Source organism: Actinomycetospora sp. NBRC 106378, assembly GCF_030269685.1.
Classification (GTDB): domain Bacteria; phylum Actinomycetota; class Actinomycetes; order Mycobacteriales; family Pseudonocardiaceae; genus Actinomycetospora.
Window position 1 is genome coordinate 67,687 of the sequence record NZ_BSTT01000013.1, and the last position, 19,872, is coordinate 87,558.

At 74.3% G+C, this 19,872-nt stretch carries 21 protein-coding genes; 14 read left to right on the plus strand and 7 right to left on the minus strand.

Annotated elements, in window-relative coordinates; genetic code table 11:
- The first annotated feature begins 4 nt into the window (after positions 1-4).
- Positions 5-679, plus strand: a complete 675-nt coding sequence (gene mftE / locus QSK00_RS23660) for a mycofactocin biosynthesis peptidyl-dipeptidase MftE (RefSeq protein ID WP_285594744.1) — start codon at positions 5-7, stop codon at positions 677-679.
- On the opposite strand, the gene QSK00_RS23665 is transcribed toward mftE, so the two are convergent.
- Entirely contained in the window at positions 672-1,061 is a 390-nt protein-coding gene (locus QSK00_RS23665; protein ID WP_285594745.1) for a nuclear transport factor 2 family protein, read from the minus strand. The genes mftE and QSK00_RS23665 overlap by 8 nt on opposite strands.
- 138 nt (positions 1,062-1,199) lie before the next feature.
- On the opposite strand from QSK00_RS23665, the gene QSK00_RS23670 reads away from it, so the two are divergent.
- The 11 genes from QSK00_RS23670 to QSK00_RS23720 all read left to right on the plus strand — a co-directional run bounded on the left by QSK00_RS23670 (position 1,200) and on the right by QSK00_RS23720 (position 12,925).
- On the plus strand, positions 1,200-1,739 hold the full coding sequence (locus QSK00_RS23670) for a TetR/AcrR family transcriptional regulator (RefSeq protein ID WP_285594748.1): 540 nt from the start codon (positions 1,200-1,202) through the stop codon (positions 1,737-1,739).
- A 98-nt stretch (positions 1,740-1,837) separates the two neighbouring features.
- Positions 1,838-3,388, plus strand: a complete 1,551-nt coding sequence (gene mftF / locus QSK00_RS23675; RefSeq protein ID WP_285594750.1) for a mycofactocin biosynthesis glycosyltransferase MftF — start codon at positions 1,838-1,840, stop codon at positions 3,386-3,388.
- Entirely contained in the window at positions 3,381-4,058 is a 678-nt protein-coding gene (locus tag QSK00_RS23680) for an MOSC domain-containing protein (protein WP_285594752.1), read from the plus strand. Before mftF ends, QSK00_RS23680 begins: the two co-directional genes overlap by 8 nt.
- A 398-nt stretch (positions 4,059-4,456) precedes the next feature.
- Positions 4,457-4,969: a (2Fe-2S)-binding protein gene (locus QSK00_RS23685; protein ID WP_285594754.1), complete on the plus strand. Its 513-nt coding sequence runs from the start codon at positions 4,457-4,459 to the stop codon at positions 4,967-4,969.
- On the plus strand, positions 4,969-7,452 hold the full coding sequence (locus QSK00_RS23690) for a xanthine dehydrogenase family protein molybdopterin-binding subunit (protein ID WP_285594756.1): 2,484 nt from the start codon (positions 4,969-4,971) through the stop codon (positions 7,450-7,452). The genes QSK00_RS23685 and QSK00_RS23690 overlap by 1 nt, the downstream gene beginning before the upstream one ends.
- Positions 7,449-8,300 carry an FAD binding domain-containing protein gene (locus QSK00_RS23695; RefSeq protein WP_285594758.1) on the plus strand — a complete coding sequence of 284 codons (852 nt, stop codon included), beginning with the start codon at positions 7,449-7,451 and terminating at the stop codon, positions 8,298-8,300. The genes QSK00_RS23690 and QSK00_RS23695 overlap by 4 nt, the downstream gene beginning before the upstream one ends.
- Positions 8,301-8,385: 85 nt before the next feature.
- Positions 8,386-9,237 carry an SRPBCC family protein gene (locus QSK00_RS23700; RefSeq protein ID WP_285594760.1) on the plus strand — a complete coding sequence of 284 codons (852 nt, stop codon included), beginning with the start codon at positions 8,386-8,388 and terminating at the stop codon, positions 9,235-9,237.
- Positions 9,238-9,377: 140 nt separating this feature from the next.
- Positions 9,378-10,571: a CaiB/BaiF CoA transferase family protein gene (locus tag QSK00_RS23705; protein ID WP_285594763.1), complete on the plus strand. Its 1,194-nt coding sequence runs from the start codon at positions 9,378-9,380 to the stop codon at positions 10,569-10,571.
- On the plus strand, positions 10,571-11,524 hold the full coding sequence (locus QSK00_RS23710; RefSeq protein ID WP_285594764.1) for a P1 family peptidase: 954 nt from the start codon (positions 10,571-10,573) through the stop codon (positions 11,522-11,524). Before QSK00_RS23705 ends, QSK00_RS23710 begins: the two co-directional genes overlap by 1 nt.
- Complete coding sequence (locus tag QSK00_RS23715) at positions 11,521-12,339, plus strand: endonuclease/exonuclease/phosphatase family protein (RefSeq protein WP_285594765.1); 819 nt, start codon at positions 11,521-11,523, stop codon at positions 12,337-12,339. The genes QSK00_RS23710 and QSK00_RS23715 overlap by 4 nt, the downstream gene beginning before the upstream one ends.
- On the plus strand, positions 12,332-12,925 hold the full coding sequence (locus tag QSK00_RS23720; protein WP_285594767.1) for an AraC family transcriptional regulator: 594 nt from the start codon (positions 12,332-12,334) through the stop codon (positions 12,923-12,925). The genes QSK00_RS23715 and QSK00_RS23720 overlap by 8 nt, the downstream gene beginning before the upstream one ends.
- 33 nt (positions 12,926-12,958) lie before the next feature.
- Here QSK00_RS23720 and QSK00_RS23725 read toward each other — a convergent pair whose 3' ends face one another.
- Positions 12,959-13,342, minus strand: a complete 384-nt coding sequence (locus QSK00_RS23725; protein ID WP_285594769.1) for a VOC family protein — start codon at positions 13,340-13,342, stop codon at positions 12,959-12,961.
- A gap of 19 nt (positions 13,343-13,361) precedes the next feature.
- Between QSK00_RS23725 and QSK00_RS23730 the strand changes: the two genes are divergently transcribed.
- Positions 13,362-14,270, plus strand: coding sequence for a DNA-3-methyladenine glycosylase family protein (locus QSK00_RS23730; RefSeq protein WP_285594771.1), 909 nt, complete (start codon positions 13,362-13,364; stop codon positions 14,268-14,270).
- Here the strand turns inward: QSK00_RS23730 and QSK00_RS23735 are convergent.
- From QSK00_RS23735 to QSK00_RS23745, 3 genes are all read right to left on the minus strand, one after another.
- Positions 14,267-15,217 carry an alpha/beta fold hydrolase gene (locus QSK00_RS23735; RefSeq protein WP_285594773.1) on the minus strand — a complete coding sequence of 317 codons (951 nt, stop codon included), beginning with the start codon at positions 15,215-15,217 and terminating at the stop codon, positions 14,267-14,269. The two genes, QSK00_RS23730 and QSK00_RS23735, sit on opposite strands and share 4 nt — an antisense overlap.
- Before the next feature lie 158 nt (positions 15,218-15,375).
- A complete protein-coding gene (locus QSK00_RS23740) occupies positions 15,376-15,840 on the minus strand; it encodes a methylated-DNA--[protein]-cysteine S-methyltransferase (protein ID WP_285594777.1) in 465 nt (154 codons plus the stop codon).
- A 41-nt stretch (positions 15,841-15,881) separates the two neighbouring features.
- On the minus strand, positions 15,882-17,153 hold the full coding sequence (locus QSK00_RS23745; RefSeq protein ID WP_285594779.1) for an FAD-dependent oxidoreductase: 1,272 nt from the start codon (positions 17,151-17,153) through the stop codon (positions 15,882-15,884).
- Between the two features lie 103 nt (positions 17,154-17,256).
- Here QSK00_RS23745 and QSK00_RS23750 point away from each other — a divergent pair, with 103 nt between their 5' ends.
- Positions 17,257-17,856, plus strand: a complete 600-nt coding sequence (locus QSK00_RS23750) for a TetR/AcrR family transcriptional regulator (protein ID WP_285594781.1) — start codon at positions 17,257-17,259, stop codon at positions 17,854-17,856.
- 20 nt (positions 17,857-17,876) lie between these two features.
- Here QSK00_RS23750 and QSK00_RS23755 read toward each other — a convergent pair whose 3' ends face one another.
- A complete protein-coding gene (locus tag QSK00_RS23755; RefSeq protein WP_285594931.1) occupies positions 17,877-18,155 on the minus strand; it encodes a MoaD/ThiS family protein in 279 nt (92 codons plus the stop codon).
- Positions 18,155-19,231: a GTP 3',8-cyclase MoaA gene (moaA, locus tag QSK00_RS23760; RefSeq protein WP_285594783.1), complete on the minus strand. Its 1,077-nt coding sequence runs from the start codon at positions 19,229-19,231 to the stop codon at positions 18,155-18,157. The genes QSK00_RS23755 and moaA overlap by 1 nt, the downstream gene beginning before the upstream one ends.
- Positions 19,232-19,872 lie beyond the last annotated feature (641 nt).

Genomic DNA, 19,872 nt, shown 5'->3' on the forward strand with positions numbered 1-19,872 from the left:
CGCGATGGACATCAGCGCCGCGCGCTCGGCCGACACCGCCGCCGTCGACCTGCTGCTCGTGCCCGTGGGGGCCACCGAGCAGCACGGCCCGCACCTGCCGCTGGGCACCGACACCGCCGTGGCGACGACGGTGGCCGGCCGCGTCGGGCTCCCCGTCACCGCGCCGATCGCCTTCGGCGCCTCCGGGGAGCACGAGGGCTTCCCCGGCACGATCTCGATCGGCACCGAGACGCTGGCCGCGGTGCTCGTGGAGACCGGCCGCTCGGCCTGCCGGTGGGCCCGGCGGCTGTGCTTCGTCAACGGGCACGGCGGCAACGTCCCCGCGCTGGTCACGGCGACGACGTTGCTCCGCCACGAGGGTCGCGACGTCGCCTGGCACTCGTGCGGCGTCCCGGGTGCCGACGCGCACGCCGGCCGCTACGAGACGTCGCTGATGCTCGCGCTCGCTCCCGACGACGTCGACCTCGCCCGCGCCGAGCCCGGCAACACCGCCCCGCTGCGGGAGCTGATGCCTGCGCTGCGGGCCGGGTCGGTCCGCGACGTCAGCCCCAACGGCGTGCTCGGCGACCCGGCCGGGGCGTCGGCGGCGGAGGGCGCGGAGACCCTCGCCGTCCTGGCCGCCGCGCTGCGCGACGCGCTCGCCGACTGGCGGGTCAGCGAGCACGGCCGGCTCAGCTGAGCGCCTGCCGGAACTCGGCCACGTCCACGAAGGCCTCGAACCGCACGACGAGTCCGTCGCGGACCCGGAGCACGTGCACCTCCGAGGCGTCGAACGGACGCCCCGTCGCGAGCGCCCGACCCCGCGAGCGCCCGATCTGCACCACCGCGTCGCCCGCCGCGAACAGGTCGACGACCTCCACCCGCGGGTCGACGTGCCCGAGTAGCGCCCGCAGGAACGCCCCCACCCCCTCCGGCCCCGCGTACGTCCCCGCCCACGGCAGGTCGCCGGCCTGGTACACCCGCACCTCCGGGTGCAGCATCGCCCCGATCGCCGCCGTGTCCCGCGCGGCGAACCCCTCGTAGAGCCGCCGCGCCACCGCCACGGCCTCACTGCTGGACATTCGTCCCCTCCGTCCTGGAATCTCCTCCGTGTGCTCGAAGCCTCCGTCGCCGTTGCCGCCCCGGACCAGGCACGGAGCACTTCCCGGGACGAAGCGCCGCATCGGTTCGGGAAACCCGGCCGACCGGCCGACGACGTCGTGCTGCGCCGGCGAGAGATCTTCGAGGCGGTCGCTCCCCTCGTTCCCGACGGCGGGGCGCGGCGGCTGACGATGGCCCGCGCGGCCCGGGTCGCGGGGCTGTCGGTCGGCGGGCTCTACCACCGCTTCGACGGCAAGCGCGCGCTGCTGCTCTACGGGCTCGCGCCGGAGAACCTCGGGCGGGCGTGCGCGGACTTCCAGGTGCGGTGGGGCCACGTCGAACCGGTCGAGCGCGTCTCGCGCGCCCTCGACGGGTTCTCCGACGCCGTCGACCGGTGGGTGCGGCCGTCGGTCGACGCTGCGGGCCAGCTCGGCGTCGACGTCCTGCACGGAGCGCTCGAGGCGGCGATGACGACGGAGCTGGTCGGGATGGTGCGGTCCGTCCGCGCGATGGCGCCGGGCATGACCGACGGACGGGCGGAGGCGCTGGAGCGGTCGCTGCGCCGGGTGTGCACCGCGCACGTGGTCGACCCCACCGCCCGCGACGGCGAACTGCGCGAACAGCTGCGCCTGACGGTGGTGGGAGCGCTCGCGTGCTGAGGTCAGCGGTGGCCCACGGCTGACGTCGGGTGTCAGCGGTGGCACACGGCTGACACCGGCCCTCGCCCGGGCGGCCGCGCCTAGACTCGCGTCCCGCGATGAGCACCCCACGCCTGCCGGACGGCTGGACCGTCCGCCCCGACCCCCGGACCTGGCGCGTCGACGGCGGGGCCACCTGGATCGGCGGGTCGCCGCCCCGGGTGCTGCGGCTCTCGGCGGCGGCGCGCGGACGGCTCGCCGGGCCGGAGCTCGTCGTCACCGACGCCACGTCCGCAGCCCTGGCACGGCTGCTGTCCGATGCCGGGGTCGCGCATCCCGCCGGGGGAGGCGGTCCGACGCCGGACGACGTCACGGTGGTGGTCCCGGTCAAGGACCGCCCGGCCGAGCTCGACCGGCTGCTCGCGGCGGTCCGGGCGACCGCACCCGGCGTCGGGATCGTGGTGGTGGACGACGGCTCGGCCGTGCCCCAGGTGACCGAGGCCGTCGTCGGGAAGCATGGCGGGCAGGTGATCCGGCATCGGACGAGTCGCGGTCCGTCCGCGGGTCGCAACACCGGCGCCCGGGCGTGCGCGACACCGGTGATCGCGTTCCTCGACTCCGACGTCGTCCCCGAGCCGGGCTGGCTGGAGACGTTGCTGGCGCACCTCGGTGACCCGGCGGTCGGGCTCGTGGCTCCCCGGATCGTGGCCTTCTCCGACGGCGGCCCCGAGAACGCCGTGACCCGCTACGAGCGGCGACGCTCCTCGCTCGACCTCGGGCCCCGGCCGGCCCCGGTCACCGCCCGGTCGCGGGTGGCCTACGTCCCGAGCGCGGCGGTGCTCGTCCGGCGCGAGGCGTTCGGCGAGGGGTTCCGCGAGGACATGCCGGTCGCCGAGGACGTCGACCTGGTCTGGCGGATCGGCGCCGCGGGGTGGCGGCTGCGCTACGAGCCGGCCGCCCGCGTCGCGCACGAGCACCGCGCCCGCTTCCGTGCCTGGCTCGCCCGCAAGGCGTTCTACGGCACGGGCGCCGCCCCCCTCGCCCGGCAGCACCCCCGCCGCGTCCCGCCCGTCGCACTCGCCCCGTGGACGGCGGCGACGGTGACGCTGCTCGGCGTCCAACGCCGGTGGTCCGTCCTGACGGCGGGGGCCGTCACCCTGGTCGCGACGGCCCGGCTCGCCCGGGGCCTCCGCAAGCCGGGGGAGCCGTGGGTGTCGCTCCGTCCTCGGTGGCAGGAAAGCGTCGTTGCTGCCACCGGACGACAGCAACGACGCTTTCCTGCCACGAGGAGGGCCACGAGGGGGGCGGCAAGGGGGGTGGCCACGGGGCCGGTCCCGCTCGCCCTCGTCCTGGCCCCCTGGGGCCTCGGCGGCGCGCTGTGGCAGGCGGCCGGGGCCCTGACGCGCCACTGGTGGCCGGCCGCGCTCGCCGGGGCCCTCGTGAGCCGACGGGTCCGGAGGGCGCTCCTGGTCGCGGCCGTCGCCGAGGGGCTGGCCGACTGGGTCCGGTTCCGCGACCCGGGCGCCGGGCCGCTCGACGCCGCCCTGCACGTCGCCGCCCACCGCGCCGACGACCTCGCCTACGGCGCCGGCCTCTGGTGGGGTGCGTGGCGGCACCGCACCGTCGAGCCGTTGCGGCCCGACCTCTCCGGGAAGGGACCCGATGCCTGATCCCCGCGTGCGCACCGTCGCCGTCGGCCGCGCCGTCGAGATCGCCGGCCCGAAGGACCGCACCACGCGCACGGCGAGCGCCAAGTCGCCGGTCGAGGGCTCCGTCGTGGTCCACCCCGAGCACCTCGAGGGCGACGAGCAGGCCGACCTCGAGAACCACGGCGGTCCCGACAAGGCCGTCTACGCCTACGCCGACGAGGACGTCGCCTGGTGGCGCGGCGAACTCGGCCGCGACGTCGACCCGCAGACCTTCGGCCAGAACCTCACGACGACGGGTCTCGACCTGCGGTCCGTCGTCGTAGGGGAGCGCTGGCGGATCGGGACGGCCGAGTTCGAGGTGGCCCAGCCGCGCATCCCGTGCTTCAAGCTCGGCCTGCACTCGGGGGACCCGACGATGCCGCGCCGCTTCATCGCCGCGGTCCGCCCGGGCGCCTACCTGCGGGTCACGACGACGGGTCGGGTCGCCGCCGGCGACCGGGTCGAGGTCCTGGACCGACCGGCCCACGGGGTGTCGCTCGCCGAGGTGTTCACGATCTACCACCACGAGCGCGACCGGGCGGCGACCCTGCTCGACGTCCCGCAGCTCGCGCCGATGTACCACCGGTGGGCCCGCGAGCGGCTCCGAGCGCCCGCCGAACGGCACCGACCCGACGTCGGGGAGGGCGTGTGAGATCGCCGTGGCGACATGGATACGAGACCTGTCCGATCGGGTAGGTGGGCACGCTGCCCGGACCGCCCGATTTCCCCCGGCTCGTACCGACGTCCGCGCCGTCGGGGCCATCGGCCGCACGCAGGTGCGGGCGCAGGAACCTCGAACCCCCGCATCTTCGGAGTGGATCCGCGGCATGGTCCTGACCAGCACCGGAGGTACCCACGGCACGCCCCGACCAGCCGTTGCGAGATGGCGATCACGGGGGTGTGATGTGGCCGCCACCACGCTGACGGGCGTGACGGCGTCGTCGCGGCCGGGCCACGGCCCGTCACTGCGACGGCAACACCACCACTGACGACGTGCTCGCCTCTTGTGTCCCGTGCGAAAGCGGGCCTGGGCGTGTGAGGAGTGAATCCATGGCACGCATCCGGACCACCGTCGACGGCCTCGTCTACGAGGACGACGTCGAGCCCCGCATGCTGCTCGTGCAGTACCTGAGGGAACGACTGGGCAAGACCGGCACGGTGATCGGCTGCGACACCAGCAACTGCGGTGCCTGCACCGTGCACCTGGACGGCCTCTCGGTGAAGTCCTGCTCCGTGCTGGCCGTGCAGGCCAACGGCAGCGAGGTGCTCACCGTCGAGGGTCTCGAGCGTGACGGTCAGCTCCACCCGGTCCAGCAGGCGTTCCACGACAACCACGCCCTGCAGTGCGGCTACTGCACGCCGGGCATGATCATGCAGTCGATCGACCTGCTCGGGGACAACCCGGACCCGACCGAGCAGGAGGTCCGTGAGGGCATCGAGGGCAACCTCTGCCGCTGCACCGGTTACCAGAACATCGTGCGGGCGGTGCAGGACGCGGCGCAGAAGATGAAGCCGGGCGCCACGGCCTCCCAGCCCGCGTCCGTCGCCGGGGGAGGCGCCTGATGACCACGGTCGAGAACAACGCACCTGCACAGGAGATCGGGCGCGACCGGCGCCGCAAGGAGGACCGTCGGCTCATCACCGGACGCACCCGGTGGACCGACAACCAGGCCCTCACGGGCCTCCTCCACCTCTCCATCGTGCGCAGCCCCTTCGCCCACGCGGAGATCGGCAGCATCGACACGAGCGCCGCCAAGCAGATCCCGGGCGTCGTCGCGGTCTACACCGCGTCCGACATCGGTGCCGACGCGGTCCAGCTGCCCTGCGCCTGGCCGATCACCAAGGACATGAAGTCGCCGCAGCGCCCCGCCCTCGCGGGGAGCCGGGTGAACTTCGCCGGTGAGGGCGTCGCCGTCGTCGTGGCCCGCTCCGCGGCCGCCGCGAAGGACGCCGCCGAGCTGGTCGAGGTCGACTACACCGAGCTCGAGCCGGTCCTGGACATGGAGGAGGCCCTCAAGGAGGGCGCGACCCTCGTCCACCCGGAGCTCGGCACGAACGAGAACGCCCAGTGGGTGTTCGACTCGGGCGAGGCCGGCTCCGGCGGGTCCGCCACCGAGGCGCTCTCCGCGGCGGAGAAGGCCGACGACCAGGTCGTCATCACGCGCCGCTTCCGCCAGCAGCGCCTCGTGCCGGTCTTCATGGAGCCGCGCTCCACGGTGGTCGACCCGTCCGGCGAGCAGCTGGTCATGTGGTCCTCCACCCAGGTGCCGCACATCCTCAAGACGATGCTGGCGCTGACGCTCGGCCTGCCCGAGCACAAGATCCGCGTCATCGCTCCCGACGTGGGCGGCGGCTTCGGCGGCAAGATCGCCGTGGCGCCGGAGGAGGTCGTCACGCTGCTGGTGGCCCAGAAGCTGGGCAAGCCGGTGAAGTGGACCGAGACGCGCTCGGAGTCGCTGCTCACCGCCCACCACGGCCGTGACCAGATCCAGGACATCTCGATGGCCGTCACGAAGGACGGCATCATCAAGGGCCTGGACGTCAAGCTCCTGGCGGACATGGGTGCCTACCTGGGCCTCGTCGGCCCGGGTGTGCCGATCCTCGGCGCGTTCATGTTCAACGCGATCTACAAGATCCCGGCCTACCGGTTCGACTGCACCAACGTCTTCACCACGAAGACGCTGACCGACGCCTACCGCGGCGCCGGGCGCCCGGAGGCGACCTTCGGCATCGAGCGCATGATGGACGAGGTCGCCGTCGAGCTCGGGCTCGAGCCGATGGAGTTCCGCAAGAAGAACTGGATCAAGCACGAGGAGTTCCCGTTCACCACGGTCAGCACGCTGACCTACGACACGGGCAACTACGAGGCCGCGACCGACCAGGCCATGCAGATGTTCGACTACGACGGCCTCCGGCGTGAGCAGGAGGAGCGCCGCAAGCGCGGCGACGTCAAGCAGCTCGGACTCGGCATCTCGACCTTCACCGAGATGTGCGGCCTCGCCCCGTCCCGCGTGCTCGGCTCGCTGGACTACGGCGCCGGCGGCTGGGAGACCGCGTCCATCCGGATGCTCCCCACCGGCAAGGCCGAGGTCGTCGTCGGCGTCAGCCCGCACGGGCAGGGCCACGAGACCGCGTTCTCGCAGATCATCGCGGACAAGCTGGGCGTCCCGTTCGAGGACGTCGAGATCCTCCACGGCGACACCCAGTCGTCCTACCGCGGGCTCGACACCTACGGGTCGCGCTCGCTCGCGGTCGGCGGCATCGCGATGGTCAAGGCGGCCGAGAAGGTCGTCGCGAAGGCCAAGCCGATCGCGGCGCACATGCTCGAGGCGTCCGAGGACGACATCGAGTTCACGGCCGGCAAGTTCTCGGTCAAGGGCACCGACAAGGGTGTGGGCATCCAGGACGTCGCGCTCGCGGTGTTCGCGGCCCACGACTACCCGGAGGGCATCGAGCCCGACATCGACGCCCACGCGACGTTCGACCCGGAGAACTTCTCCTACCCGCACGGCACACACCTGTGCGCGGTCGAGGTCGACACCGAGACGGGCTTCGTGCAGCTGCACAAGTACGTCTGCGTGGACGACGTCGGCACGGTGATCAACCCGCTGATCGTCGAGGGCCAGATCCACGGCGGTCTCGCGCAGGGCATCGCGCAGGCGCTGTTCGAGGAGGCCCCGTACGACGAGTCCGGGACGCTGCTCTCGGGCACGTTGGTCGACTACACGCTGCCCTCGGCGGCGGACCTGATCAACTTTGACACGGCGAACACCTCGACGCCCTCGACGACCAACCCGCTCGGCGTCAAGGGCGTGGGCGAGGCGGGCACCATCGCCTCCACCCCCGCCGTCGTGAACGCCGTCCTCGACGCCGTGCGCCAGTACGGGGTCTCCGACATCGACATGCCGACCACGCCGTTCCGCGTGTGGACGGCGATCAACTCGGCCAAGGGCACCGCGGGCCGGGCGGACGAGGCGGACGTCGCCTCGCCCGGCGCGGGCCTGGGTTCCACCGCGAAGGACATGCCCGAAGGAGGCAACCTGTGATCCCGGCTTCGTTCGACTACGTGCGGCCGACGTCGGTCGCCGAGGCCGTCCAGGCCCTCGCCGACGGCGGCGACGACGCGAAGATCCTGGCCGGCGGCCAGAGCTTCATCCCCGTCCTGCGGCTGCGCATGGGTGACCCGTCGCTCGTCGTCGACCTCGGTGGCATCGCCGAGCTCCGCGGCGTGCGCGAGGAGGGCGACAAGATCGTCGTCGGTGCGATGACGACGCACCACGACGTCACCCGCGACGACCTGCTGAACCAGCACGTGAAGCTGATCAGCGAGGCGACGAAGACGGTGGCCGACTTCCAGGTCCGTCACCGCGGGACCCTCGGTGGCGCCCTGGCGCACGCCGACCCGGCCGGTGACCTCGCGGCGCCGGCGCTCGCGCTGGACGCCGAGTTCGTCATCGCCGGGGCGAACGGCGAGCGCACCGTCGCCGCCGGGGACTTCTTCGAGGACTACTTCACGACGGCCATCGGCCCGCAGGAGATCCTCACCGCGATCCGCTTCCCGAAGTACACGGGCTGGGGCGCGCGGTACGAGAAGTTCAACCGCGTCGCGCAGGCCTGGTCGATCGTCGCGGTCGCCGCGACGGTCAAGGTCGAGGGCGGCACCATCACCGACGCCCGCATCGGCCTGACCAACATGGCAGGTACGCCCGTCCGTGCGCGGGGTGTGGAGTCGGCCCTCGTCGGGCAGACGATGAGCGAGGAGACGGTCCGCGCCGCCGCGCAGGCCGCCGCCGAGGGCACCAGCCCCACGTCGGACGCCGACGCCGGGTCGGACTACCGCGAGCACCTCGCGAAGGTCCTCACCGGTCGCGCGGTGCTCGCCGCGGCCGGCTGACGCCACCGGCCAACGCCCTACCGTGAGGCCCGTCCCAGCCCGGGGCGGGCCTCACGTGCGTCCACCCACTCGCCAGGAGGCGTCAATGCAGCTCGAGAACACGTTCACCGTGCCGGTCGCGATCGACACCGTGTACGACGCCATGAACGACCCGGAGAAGATCACCCCGTGCTTCCCCGGCGCCACGCTGACCTCCGCCGACGGTGACGACTTCACCGGCACCGTGAAGGTCAAGCTCGGCCCGATCTCCATGACCTACAAGGGCAAGGGCACCTTCGTCGAGCGCGACAAGACCGCGCACAAGATCGTCGTCGACGCCCAGGGCCGCGACTCGCGCGGCAACGGCACGGCCTCGGCCAAGGCCACCCTGACGATGAGCGAGGACGGCCCCGGCTCCACCAAGGTCACCGTGCTCACCGAGATGCAGGTGACCGGGAAGCCGGCGCAGTTCGGCCGCGGCGTGATGTCCGACGTCGGTGACAAGATCCTCGGCCAGTTCGCGTCGTGCCTGGCCGACGAGTTCGCCGACGCGCCCGCGCCGGAGGCCGCCCCCGCCTCGGCGTCGTCCAACGGTGCGGCCGCTCCGGTGTCCTCCGGGGCCGAGGCCGTGTCCGGCGCCGCCACCCCGGTGTCGCAGCCGGCGAGCCCCGCGCCCGTCGCCGCCGGCTCCGGTGCGCCCGAGGCCGCGCCGATGGCGTCGACCGTCGCCGAGGCCCGCAAGCAGGACGACGCCGCCGCGAAGCCCGGCGCCTCCCCGTCCTCCGGGGCCGGGCCTCGCCCCGTGCAGTCGGCGCCGAAGCCCAAGCGCCAGCAGGCCGAGGCCATCGACCTGCTCGACGCCTCGTCCGAGGCACTCACCAAGCGCCTCGTCCCGGTCGCGGCCGGCGTCGGCGTGCTGGCGATCATCCTGCTGATCATCCGGTTCGCCCGGCGCTGACCACGGCGCCGGCGTCAGCGGTGGCACACCGCTGACACCGGACGTCAGCAGCGCGTCACGGCACCCGGACCCGTCCGGTCGAAGGGCATCTCCCGACGTCGGGAGGTGCCCTTCGGCGTCTCGGCGTCAGAATGTCGACCATGACGGGACCTCTCGCGGGGCTGCGAGTACTGGAGATGGGGACGATCATCGCCGGGCCGTTCGCGGCCCGGATCCTCGGCGACTACGGCGCCGACGTCGTCAAGATCGAGCCACCGGGCCGTCCCGACCCGCTCCGCGACTGGGGCCAGGGGGAGTACAAGGGCGAGCACTTCATGTGGACGGTGATCGGCCGCAACAAGCGCTGCATCACCCTCGACCCCCGCAGCGGGCGCGGGCAGGAGATCTTCCTGGAGCTCGTGGAGCAGACCGACGTCATCGTCGAGAACTTCCGGCCCGGCACCCTGGAGCGCTGGGGCCTGGGCTTCGACCGGCTCAGCGAAGTGAACCCGGGACTGATCCTGGGCCGCGTCTCGGGCTACGGCCAGACCGGTCCCTACGCCTCGAAGCCCGGCTACGCGTCGGTGGCCGAGGCGGTCAGCGGGATGCGCAGCATCAACGGCTTCCCCGGCGAGGCGCCGCCGCGCATGGCGGTCTCTCTCGGCGACTCCCTGGCCGGGATGGTCGCGGTGCAGGGCGTCCTCGCCGCCCTCTACAGCCGGAGCGTCACCGGGAAGGGCCAGGTCGTCGACATCGCGATCACCGAGGCCTGCCTGTCGGTGCTGGAGTCGTCGATCCCCGAGTACGACAAGCTCGGCGCCGTGCGCCGTCCGGGCGGCACGAAGCTCGACGGCATCGCGCCCTCGAACATCTACCGGTCGTCGGACGGTCTGTGGATGGTCGTCGCGGCCAACCAGGACACCGTGTTCAAGCGGCTCTGCGAGGCGATGGGCCGCCCGGAGCTCGCGATCGACGAGCGCTTCGTCGACCACGTCGCCCGCGGCCGCAACCAGGACGAGATCGACGGCATCGTCGGCGACTGGGTGGCGTCGAGGACGGCCGACGAGGTCCGGGAGATCCTCGACGGGGCCGGCGTGATCGTCGGCCCGGTGAACACGATCGCCGAGGTGGTCACCGACGAGCAGTTCCTGGCCCGCGACATGATCGTCCCGCACCACGACGAGCGCCTCGACGAGGACGTCCTCGGCCCCGGCGTGGTGCCGACCTTCGCCGGGACGCCCGCCTCCGTGCGCCGGGCCGGGCCCGCCCTCGGCGCGGACAACCAGGAGGTCTACCGCGAGCTCGGGCTCTCCGACGCCGAGATCGAGGAGCTCACGGCGGCGGGGACCATCTGATGCGCGTCGGCCACGCCCGGCTCGCCGGCGACGGCGCGCTGAGCGGCACGACGGTGGTCGTCCCCGGCCCGGAGGGCGCGGTCGCCGGGGTGGACGTGCGCGGCGGCGGCCCCGGGACCCGCGAGACCGACGCGCTCGACCCCCGCACGCTCGTCGACCGGGTGCACGCGGTCGTCCTGTCCGGCGGGTCGGCGTACGGGCTCGCCGCCGCGACCGGGGTGATGGACGCGCTGGGTGATCAGGGGGTCGGCTTCCGGGTCGGCGGCCCAAGCGAGGTGGTCCCGATCGTCCCGGCGGCCGTGGTGTTCGACCTCGGTCGCGGCGGCGACTTCCGCGCCCGCCCCGACGCCGCGCTCGGCGCCGAGGCCCTCGCGGCCGCGAGCGAGGACTGGGAGGACGGCGTCGTCGGCGCGGGCACCGGGACGCTCGTCGGTGGGCTGAAGGGCGGGATCGGGACCGCCACGGTCACGACCGACGCCGGGTCGGTGACCGCGCTCGTCGTCGTGAACGCGGCGGGCTCGGCGGTCGATCCGCGCACCGGCGAGCTGTGGGCCGCGCGCCACCTCACCGCCGACGACCGCACCCCGCCGCCCCTGCCCGACGACCGGTCGGCTCTGCTCGAGCGGCTGGCCGCGGCCGCCGCCCCGCCGACCCTCAACACCACGATCGGCGTGGTGTGGACCGACGCGACCCTCACGGTCGCCCAGTGCTCCAAGCTCGCCGCCGTCGGCCACGACGGGCTCGCCCGCGCGATCCGGCCGGTGCACGGGATGACCGACGGCGACACGCTCTTCGGGCTCGCGACGACGACGGGTCCCGCCCCCGACCTCGCGGGCCTCCAGGCGATCCTGACGGCGGGTGCGGACGCGGTGACCCGCGCCGTCGGCAACGCGGTGCTCGCCGCGCACTCGATCGGCGGGTTCCGCTCCTACGCCGACGTGGTGCGCTCGTGAGACTGCGCGTGGCCACCTGGAACCTGTGGTGGCGCTTCGGGGACGCGGACCGGCGGCGGCCGGCGGTGCTGGAGACGCTGCGGGGGCTGGACGCCGACGTGATCGGACTGCAGGAGGTCTGGTGCCGCGGCACCGAGGACCTCGCGAGCAGTCTCGCCGACGACCTCGGGATGCACGCGGTGTTCGGGCCGTCCCCGGACCCGTCGTCGTGGACCGACCGGCTCCCCGGGGACGCCGACTGCGGGATCGGCAACGCCGTCCTCGCGCGGTGGCCGGTGCACCGGCTGCACCTCGAGGGGCTGCGCGGCACCGGACGGACGCTGCTCGGCGCCACCGTCGACACCCCGGTCGGCTCCTGGCACGTCCAGTCCGCGCACCTCAGTTCGTCGGCCAGCGGGTCCGCGCTGCGCTGCGAGCAGGTGCGGGTGATCGCGCGACACGTGGTGTCCGCCCCGCCGACCGACCTGCCCCCGCTCGTGCTCGGCGACTTCAACGCCGAGGCGGCGTCGGACGAGATGCGGCTCGTCGAGGGCCACCTGACGGCGCCGGCCGAGCCCGGTCTGGTGCTGGTCAACACCCGGCGCTGGGCCGCCGACCCCGACGAGCCGACCTGGTCCCCGGCCAACCCCTACGTCGCGCCCACCGGGTCGCCGCCGTCGCGGATCGACCACGTGCTCGTGGGCGCCGGGCGGGGGACCGTGCCGCTCCGGGTCGACCGGGTGGCGGTGTTCGGCGACGGTCCGGCGTCGGACGGAATCTGGCCGTCGGACCACCACGGTGTGGTGGTGGACCTCGAGGTGGCCGGCCGTGCGTGAGGTCCACCCGTGGCGGCGGGAGGCGCGCGGACCGGCGCTGATCCTCCCGGACGGGTGCCTCGACGTGATCGTCCGTCCCGACGGGGAGGCGGTCGTCGCCGGGCCGGACGCGGTCGCGCGGGAGCACGTCGGCGACGGCCCGTACCGCGGGGTCCGGTTCTCCCACGGGGTCGGCCCGCTGGTCCTCGGGGTGCCGGCGGACGAGTTGGTGGGGCGGACGGTGCCGCTCGCCGACGTCGTCGGGCGGGTCCCCGACGTCGGGTCCTGGCTGCGGTCGCGTCTGCGGGACGTCCCGGCACAACCGTGGGCCGGGGCCGTCTTCGACGCCTCGGCCCGGGGTGTCCCCGTGGCGCGGATCGCCGACGGGCTGGGGCTCTCCGCCCGTACGCTGCACCGCCGGTGCCTGGCCCGCTTCGGGTACGGCCCGCAGCACCTGCACCGCGTGCTGCGCCTCCAGCGCGCCCTGACCCGTCGTCGGGAAGGGTGGTCGTGGACGGCGACGGCGGCCGCCGTCGGGTACGTCGACCAGCAGCACCTGGCCCGGGAGGCGCGGGCGCTGACCGGGAGGTGTCCTTCGGACCTGTGAGTACCTCTCCGTGCCGGAGCACGGAGGAAGTCTTCACGGGCGCGTGGCGAACAAGTCCACCCCGACGCCGTCCGGGTCGAGCACGACGGCGTAGCGCTGGCCCCAGACGGCGTCGAACGGCGCGAGGTGACCGCGGTACCCGGCGCCGACCAGGCGGTCGTACTCCGCGTCGACCTCGGCGGGCGAGGTGCACTCCACCGCGAGGCCGACCCGTCCGGCGCCCGTCGGCGGCGTGAACGACGGGTCGAACGACGCGACGACCTCCTCGGTGTCGAGCAGGAGCCGCAGCCCCCCGAACGGGATCTCCACGTGCGGGGCGGGGTCGTCGGGCACCTCCAGACCGAGCGTGCGGTAGAAGGCGAGCGAGGCGGCCATGTCGGTCACGACGATGCCGACGGCGGCGGGGCTGGTGCGCATGGCGTGGGAGGCTAGGTCCGTGACGGCGACGGGGTCGTGGATCCATCGGACACACGCCCTCGGGTTCACGGCGCCGCTCTGCCCGGACAACCTGTACGGCCACCTGGTCGCCACCGCCGTCCCGGGCGTGGAGGAGTGGTTCGACGGCGCCTACCGGCGCACGCTCTCGCTGCCCGGCGGACCTGCCGTCGTGAGCCTGCCGCCGCCGGTCCGCGGCACCGTCGAGGCCGGGCTGGTGCTCTCCGATCCCGACGACGAGGCGGAGGGGGTCCGGCTCGCGCGGCGCCTGCTCGACCTCGACGCCGACCCGGCCGCGGTCGACGGGCGGCTGCGCACCGACCCCGTGCTCGCCCCGCTCGTCGACGCGGCCCCGGGCCGGCGCGTGCCCGGCAGCCCCGACCCCGACGAGTTCGCGGTGCGGGCCGTCCTCGGCCAGCAGGTCTCCACCGCGGCCGCGCGGACGCACGCGGCCCGCCTGGTGCGGGACCACGGCACGCCGCTGCCGGGCGGTCTGGCTCCGGCCGGGTCGTCGCTGAGCCACCTCTTCCCGAGCCCCCACCAGCTCACCGCGCTCACGGACGACGAGCTCGGCATGCCCGCGAGCCGGAAGCGGACGCTGCACGGACTCGTCGCCGCCCTCGCGGACGGGAGCGTGGACCTGCGGGCCCCGGACGCCCGGGAGCAGCTGGGCGCGCTGCGGGGGATCGGACCGTGGACGGTGGACTCGGTCGCGATGCGCTCGCTCGGCGACCCGGACGCCTTCCTGCCCTCCGACCTCGGCATCCGGGTCGCCGCGCGCGAGCTGGGCCTGCCGGAGCGCGACCGCGACCTCGTGGCGCACGCCGAGGCGTGGCGGCCCTATCGCGCCTACGCGACGCAGTACCTGTGGGCCGCCCTCGACCACGCGGTCAACACGATGCCCGCCTAGCGGGTGGCAAGGTGGTCGACGATCAGCTCGGCGACGGTGTCGCTGGTGAGGTCCATCATCGGCAGATGGGTGTTGCCGGGGTGGTCCGAGGCCGGGAGATCGAGGTAGTCGGCGGTCACGCCGGCCGTCCGCAGCTCCTCGAGGTAGGTCCGCCAGCGCCGCCGGAGGTCGCGGTAGAGCGGTGAGAGCTCGATGAAGTCCCCGGCGACGATCAGCTGACGGCCGGTCGACCCCGCGAAGTCCGCCGCGTCCGGCAGGCCGTGCGGCTCGACGAGCACGAGATCCTCGACGAGCCCGTCGGTCCCGGCCGCCGCGCGGGCGGCGATCCCCCCGCCCTGACTGTGCGCGACCACGGCGCACGGGCCGACGCGGCGGACCAGGGCGGTGACCGCGGCGACGGCCAGGTCGGTCGTGGTGGTCCAGCGCGGGACCTGCTGACGGTTCAGCTCGGCCAGCGCGTCGCCGGGGAACCGGCTGCCCGCGAACGGCGTGCGGGTGGGATAGCCCTCCGGCGGGCCGAGCCGGAACGCGTCCCACGCCTCGCGCTCGGTGCGCAGCAGCGGCGCGGCGTCCTCCCCGACCCCGGGGACCGGGCACCACCCCGCCCGGCCCCGCTCGACGTTGTCGAGCACGTAGCAGGGGTGGCCGGCCCGGAGGAGGAACTGCAGCCACCCCGGGCGGCCGTCCGGGGTGGTCTCCCAGCAGGTCCCGGTCAGCCCGCCGCCGTGGACGAGGACGACGGGGCGGCGCTCGGCCGGGGCCGGCACGAAGTACTGCACGTAGGCGTGGCCCACCGAGTACAGGCCGTTCGGGTCCACCGGGAACTCCGGGAGGTCCCGCGAGAGCCGGACGACCTGCGTGGGTCGGTCCGTCACCTCGACCCGCCGGCCGCCGACGGTGAAGCTCCCGAAGGCCGCGAGGGTCACCGGGGTGTGGGCGGCGGTCACGCGGGCTCCTCGTGCGGCGGGGGAGGCGGAGGGCCGCCCGGGAGGGCGACCCTACGTCGTGAGGTGCCGGCGCAGCGCCTCGTCCACCGTCGCGCCCGACGACGACGGCCGGCGTGGCCGACCCCGGGAGACGACCCGCGCGGAGGTGAGCCGGACGGTCAGAAGAGCATCGCGTCCGCGGCCTCGAGGTCGAGCAGCGCCCGCTTGGTCCCCAGCCCGCCCGCGTACCCGGTGAGGGAGCCGTCGGCGCCGACCACGCGGTGGCAGGGCACCACGATCGCCACCGGGTTGCGGGCCATGGCGCCGCCGACCCGCCGCGAGTCCGAGACCGGGAGGCCGACCCTCGTCGCGAGCGCCCCGTAGGTGATCGTCGAGCCCCACCCGACGCCGCGCAGCCCCTCCAGGATGCGGCGGTCGTGCGCCCCGCTCAGGTCGACCGGGACGGTGAACTCCCGCAGCCCGCCGTCGAGGTAGGCGTCGAGCTCGCGGCGCGCGAGGTCGAGGTGCTCCGTCCCCACCACCGGTCCCGGCTCGTCGGGGAGGCCGAAGCCCAGCAGCGTCAGCCCGTCCGCCGAGGCCTCCAGGTACAGCGGTCCGATCCGCGTCTCGTGCACGATCGTCATGTCCGGGAGAACACCACGGCGGCGGGCGGTGTTGCGGCCGCTCAGACCCGGGCGGCGGCGCGCCGGGCGAACGCCGGGGCGCGCTCGGGGCGGACGCCGACGCCGATCAGGTAGGCGGGCACGATCTGCGCCGCGGGCACGGCGGCCATGAGCTTCCCGACGGCGGCGGGCGGCCCGGACCGTCGGCCCTCGAGCACCGGGGAGAGGATCACGCGGTGCATGAGGCGCTGCAACCCCTGCACCAGCACGGTCGGCAGCAGCCGACGCCGCCGGACGCCGTCGAGGTCCCTCGGTCGGACCGCACCGCGCCGCAGCGGCTCGGCGAGCAGGCGCGCCGCGGCGACGGCGTCCTGGATGGCGAGGTTGATCCCGACGCCGCCCATGGGTGACATGGCGTGCGCCGCGTCGCCGATGCAGAGCAGGCCGTCGACGTGCCAGCGACGCAGCCGGTTCAGCTTCACCGAGAGGAGCTTGACCTCGTCGAGCGAGGTGATCGCGTCCATGCGGTCGGCGAACTCGGGCACCAGGGCGGCGACGTCGGCCCGGAACGCCGCGAGGCCGCGGGCGCGGAGCGCGGCGTCCGAGCCGGGCGGGGTCATGTAGGCGACCTGGTAGTAGTCGTCCCGGGGGATGAGCAGCCCGAAGCGCCGGTCGCCCATGCGTGGGGACAGGGCGGTCATGGTGTCGCCCGCGTGGCGCGGCAGCCGGAACCACCAGACGTCCATCGGGCAGGCGAACTCGGTGATCGGCAGGTCGACCCCGTCCCGGGCCGTCGAGGACCGACCGTCGCCCGCCACGGTCAGCGTCGCCTCGATCTCGCCCTCGACACCGTCGGCGGTGCGGTAGTGCACCCCGGTGACCCGTTCACCGTCGTGGCGCAGCCCGGTGACCTCGGTGCTCATCCGCAGGGTGAAGGTGGGCTCGTGCCGGGCCGCGTCGGCGAGCAGGTCCAGCAGGTCCCACTGCGGCACCATCGCGACGTACGGGTGGCGGACCCCGACCCGGGCGAGCTTCGTGAAGTCCCCGACGCGCAGCATCGGGCCGCTGCCGACCGCCGCCCCCGGAGCCACCGGCCCGGCCGGGAAGGACACCTCCTCGAGTCGGCTCTGCGTGAGGTCCGCGAACCGCTCCCCGAGCCCCAGGTCGTCGAGCAGCTCGAGCGTCGTCGGGTGGACCGTGTCACCGCGGAAGTCCCGCAGGAAGTCCGCGTGCTTCTCCAGGACCGTGACCTCCACCCCGGCCCGCGCCAGCAGCAGGCCCAGCATCATCCCGGCCGGACCGCCTCCGACCACGCAGCACGTCGTGCGCTCCATGTCGATCCCTCCCCGATTTCACCGCCTGATGAATTCCTCTCCTCGCACGGTACGGCTCCGCGCGCAGGAACTCAACAGTCGATGAGTTCGATAGGGTGACGTCATGGCGGCGACGGCCCGGCGGGCCACCGGACGGCGTCCGGGCGACTCCGGCGCCCGCGAGGCGATCCTCACCGCGGCTCGCGCCCGCTTCACCGACCAGGGCTTCCGGGAGACGACGGTGCGCGCGGTGGCCACCGCGGCCGGGGTCGACCCGGCCCTGGTCCACCACTACTTCGGCACGAAGGAAGGGCTGTTCGCCGCGGCCATGGCGTTCCCGTTCAACCCGGCGGACCTCGTCGAGCACCTGCTCGAGGGCGGCGTGGACGGGCTGGGCGAGCGCCTCGTCCGCACGCTGCTCGGGACGTTCGCGCGGCTCGGCGCAGCGAACCCGATGATCGCCCTGCTGCGCTCGGCCGTCGGTCACCCGCCGGCCGCCGACATGCTCCGGGAGTTCCTGACGGGGGCCGTGCTGGACCCGGTGGCGGCCGCGATCCGCGTTGACCGGCCGGGCCTGCGGGCGGAGCTCTGCGCCTCCCAGGTGGTCGGCATCCTGGTGGCGCGGGAGGTCGTCGCCCTGCCCGAGCTGCGGGCGGCCGAGACCGACACGCTGGTGGCGGCCTACGGGCCGACGCTCCAGCGCTACCTCACCGCGGAGTTCTGACCGTCAGGCGTTGCCGAGGGTCAGCCCCCGGCGAACGGCGGCAGCACGTCGAGGACGGCGCCGTCGGCGAGGGCCTCGTCGCGGGAGTGCACGGCGGTCCCGTCGAGGAGGAACGACGAGGCGGCCAGCACCTTGACCAGCGCCTCGCCGTGGTCGGAGGCGATCGCCTCGACCAGGGCCGCGACGGTGGTGCCTGCCGGCACGGAGACCGGTTCGGAGCCCTGTCCGGCGGCGGCCTTGGCTCCGGCGAAGTAGCGGACCGTGACGGTCACGGTGCGGGTGTCGAGGGAGTTCGTCATCATCCTCCGATCGCGCTCATGGGACGGTCGGGCTGCAGGAAGCCGGGGTCGTCGATGCCGTGACCGGGCTTCTTGCCCCACATCGCGACCCGCCACGCGGCGGCGATCTCGGCGTCGGTGCCGCCGCCGCGCAGGAGCGACCGTAGGTCGTTCTCGGAGCGGGCGAACAGGCACGTGCGCACCTGTCCGTCGGCGGTCAGGCGCGTGCGGTCGCAGGTCCCGCAGAACGGGCGGGTGACCGAGGCGATCACGCCGACCCGGGCCGGACCGCCGCCGGGGCGCTCCCAGCCGTCGACGAGGAACCGCTCCGCCGGGGCACCGCCGCGCTCGGCCGGGTCGGGGCGCAGCGAGAACCGGGTCTGCAGCGAGGCGAGGATCTGCTCCGCGGTGATCATGCGGTCGCGCTGCCAGGAGTGCCCGGCGTCGAGCGGCATCTGCTCGATGATGCGGAGCTCGAAGCCTTCCTCGAGGGCCCAGCCGAGCAGGTCCGGGGCCTCGTCGTCGTTCAGGCCGGGCATGAGCACAGTGTTGATCTTGATGGGGCCGAGCCCCGCGTCGCGGGCGGCCGCGAGGCCGTCGAGGACGTCACCGAGCCGGTCGCGCCGGGTGATCTCGGCGAACCGCTCCGGGCGCAGGGTGTCCAGCGAGACGTTGACCCGGTCCAGGCCGGCGTCGGCGAGACGCCGCGCCCGCTTCGTCAGGCCGAGGCCGTTCGTGGTGACGGACATGTCGGGGCGCGGCGTGAGCGCGGCGGTGGCGGCCACGATGTCCTCGAGCCCGCGCCGCAGGAGCGGCTCGCCGCCCGTGAAGCGGATCTCGTGCACCCCGAGGTGCTCGACCGCGACGCGCACGAGCCGGACGACCTCGTCGTCGGTCAGCGCCTCCTCGGTCGGCATCCACTCCAGGCCCTCGGCGGGCATGCAGTAGGTGCAGCGCAGGTTGCAGCGATCGGTCAGCGAGACCCGGAGGTCGGTCGCGACGCGGCCGTAGCGGTCGACGAGACGGTCGTCGGAGGGACGGTCGGCCGCCGTGTCCGACGAGCCCGGGACGGACGGGACGCCGAGGAGGGTGGTCATCGCCATCCACCCTAACCACGATCGAGGACCTGCGTGAGCAGCATCTCCGCAGGTCGCGGGCGGTGAGCCGCAGATGCGGGGACCGCTCCGGCATGATCACGCACCTGCGGCTCGGACCCTCCGGAACCGTACGATTGGAGGGGAGTCGAGCCGTCGGCGGTCCGCAGAAGTAGCGGATCCGGGGCCTGGGCGTCCGGATCCGCTACCTCTCTCAGGCGGTCGTGATGTCGCCGTTGGTCAACGTGCCGGTCACGGTCCTGCTGCCGATCCGGACGGTCACCTGGTCCCGGCCGCCGGCCCATCCCCCGGTCGGGTGACACGCCGAGCGCGCGGACGTTCCGGTCCGCGCGTCCGCCGATCACTAGCGTCGGCCCGTGACCACCACCGCGATCCGGATGCCCGCGGCGGGCCCCGGTCCCGTTCGGCGGCGCCGACGGGGACGCGGGGTGGTCGCGGTCCTGCTGCTGTTCGTGGTCGTCGTCGTGATCGGCGGGCTGGCTCTCGGCGCGGACGCCCCGCTGCGGCCCGACACCGCGACCGTGGTCCGCGGCAGCGTCGTGGCGCAGACCCGCGCCGACGGCACCGTGGTGAGCCGCCAGGCGTCCACGGCGTCGTTCCCGGTGGACGGCGTCGTCGCCTCC

Excerpts from the sequence above, each read along its gene's own strand:
- QSK00_RS23750 (WP_285594781.1), top strand. The coding sequence starts at position 17,257 with ATGGCGGCGACGGCCCGGCGGGCCACCGGACGGCGTCCGGGCGACTCC.
- QSK00_RS23700 (WP_285594760.1), top strand. The coding sequence starts at position 8,386 with ATGCAGCTCGAGAACACGTTCACCGTGCCGGTCGCGATCGACACCGTG.
- QSK00_RS23665 (WP_285594745.1), bottom strand. The coding sequence starts at position 1,061 with ATGTCCAGCAGTGAGGCCGTGGCGGTGGCGCGGCGGCTCTACGAGGGG.
- QSK00_RS23740 (WP_285594777.1), bottom strand. The coding sequence starts at position 15,840 with ATGACGATCGTGCACGAGACGCGGATCGGACCGCTGTACCTGGAGGCC.
- QSK00_RS23755 (WP_285594931.1), bottom strand. The coding sequence starts at position 18,155 with ATGACGAACTCCCTCGACACCCGCACCGTGACCGTCACGGTCCGCTAC.
- QSK00_RS23705 (WP_285594763.1), top strand. The coding sequence starts at position 9,378 with ATGACGGGACCTCTCGCGGGGCTGCGAGTACTGGAGATGGGGACGATC.
- QSK00_RS23680 (WP_285594752.1), top strand. The coding sequence starts at position 3,381 with ATGCCTGATCCCCGCGTGCGCACCGTCGCCGTCGGCCGCGCCGTCGAG.
- moaA (WP_285594783.1), bottom strand. The coding sequence starts at position 19,231 with ATGACCACCCTCCTCGGCGTCCCGTCCGTCCCGGGCTCGTCGGACACG.
- QSK00_RS23710 (WP_285594764.1), top strand. The coding sequence starts at position 10,571 with ATGCGCGTCGGCCACGCCCGGCTCGCCGGCGACGGCGCGCTGAGCGGC.
- QSK00_RS23690 (WP_285594756.1), top strand. The coding sequence starts at position 4,969 with ATGACCACGGTCGAGAACAACGCACCTGCACAGGAGATCGGGCGCGAC.
- QSK00_RS23745 (WP_285594779.1), bottom strand. The coding sequence starts at position 17,153 with ATGGAGCGCACGACGTGCTGCGTGGTCGGAGGCGGTCCGGCCGGGATG.
- QSK00_RS23725 (WP_285594769.1), bottom strand. The coding sequence starts at position 13,342 with ATGCGCACCAGCCCCGCCGCCGTCGGCATCGTCGTGACCGACATGGCC.
- mftF (WP_285594750.1), top strand. The coding sequence starts at position 1,838 with ATGAGCACCCCACGCCTGCCGGACGGCTGGACCGTCCGCCCCGACCCC.
- QSK00_RS23685 (WP_285594754.1), top strand. The coding sequence starts at position 4,457 with ATGGCACGCATCCGGACCACCGTCGACGGCCTCGTCTACGAGGACGAC.
- mftE (WP_285594744.1), top strand. The coding sequence starts at position 5 with ATGGACATCAGCGCCGCGCGCTCGGCCGACACCGCCGCCGTCGACCTG.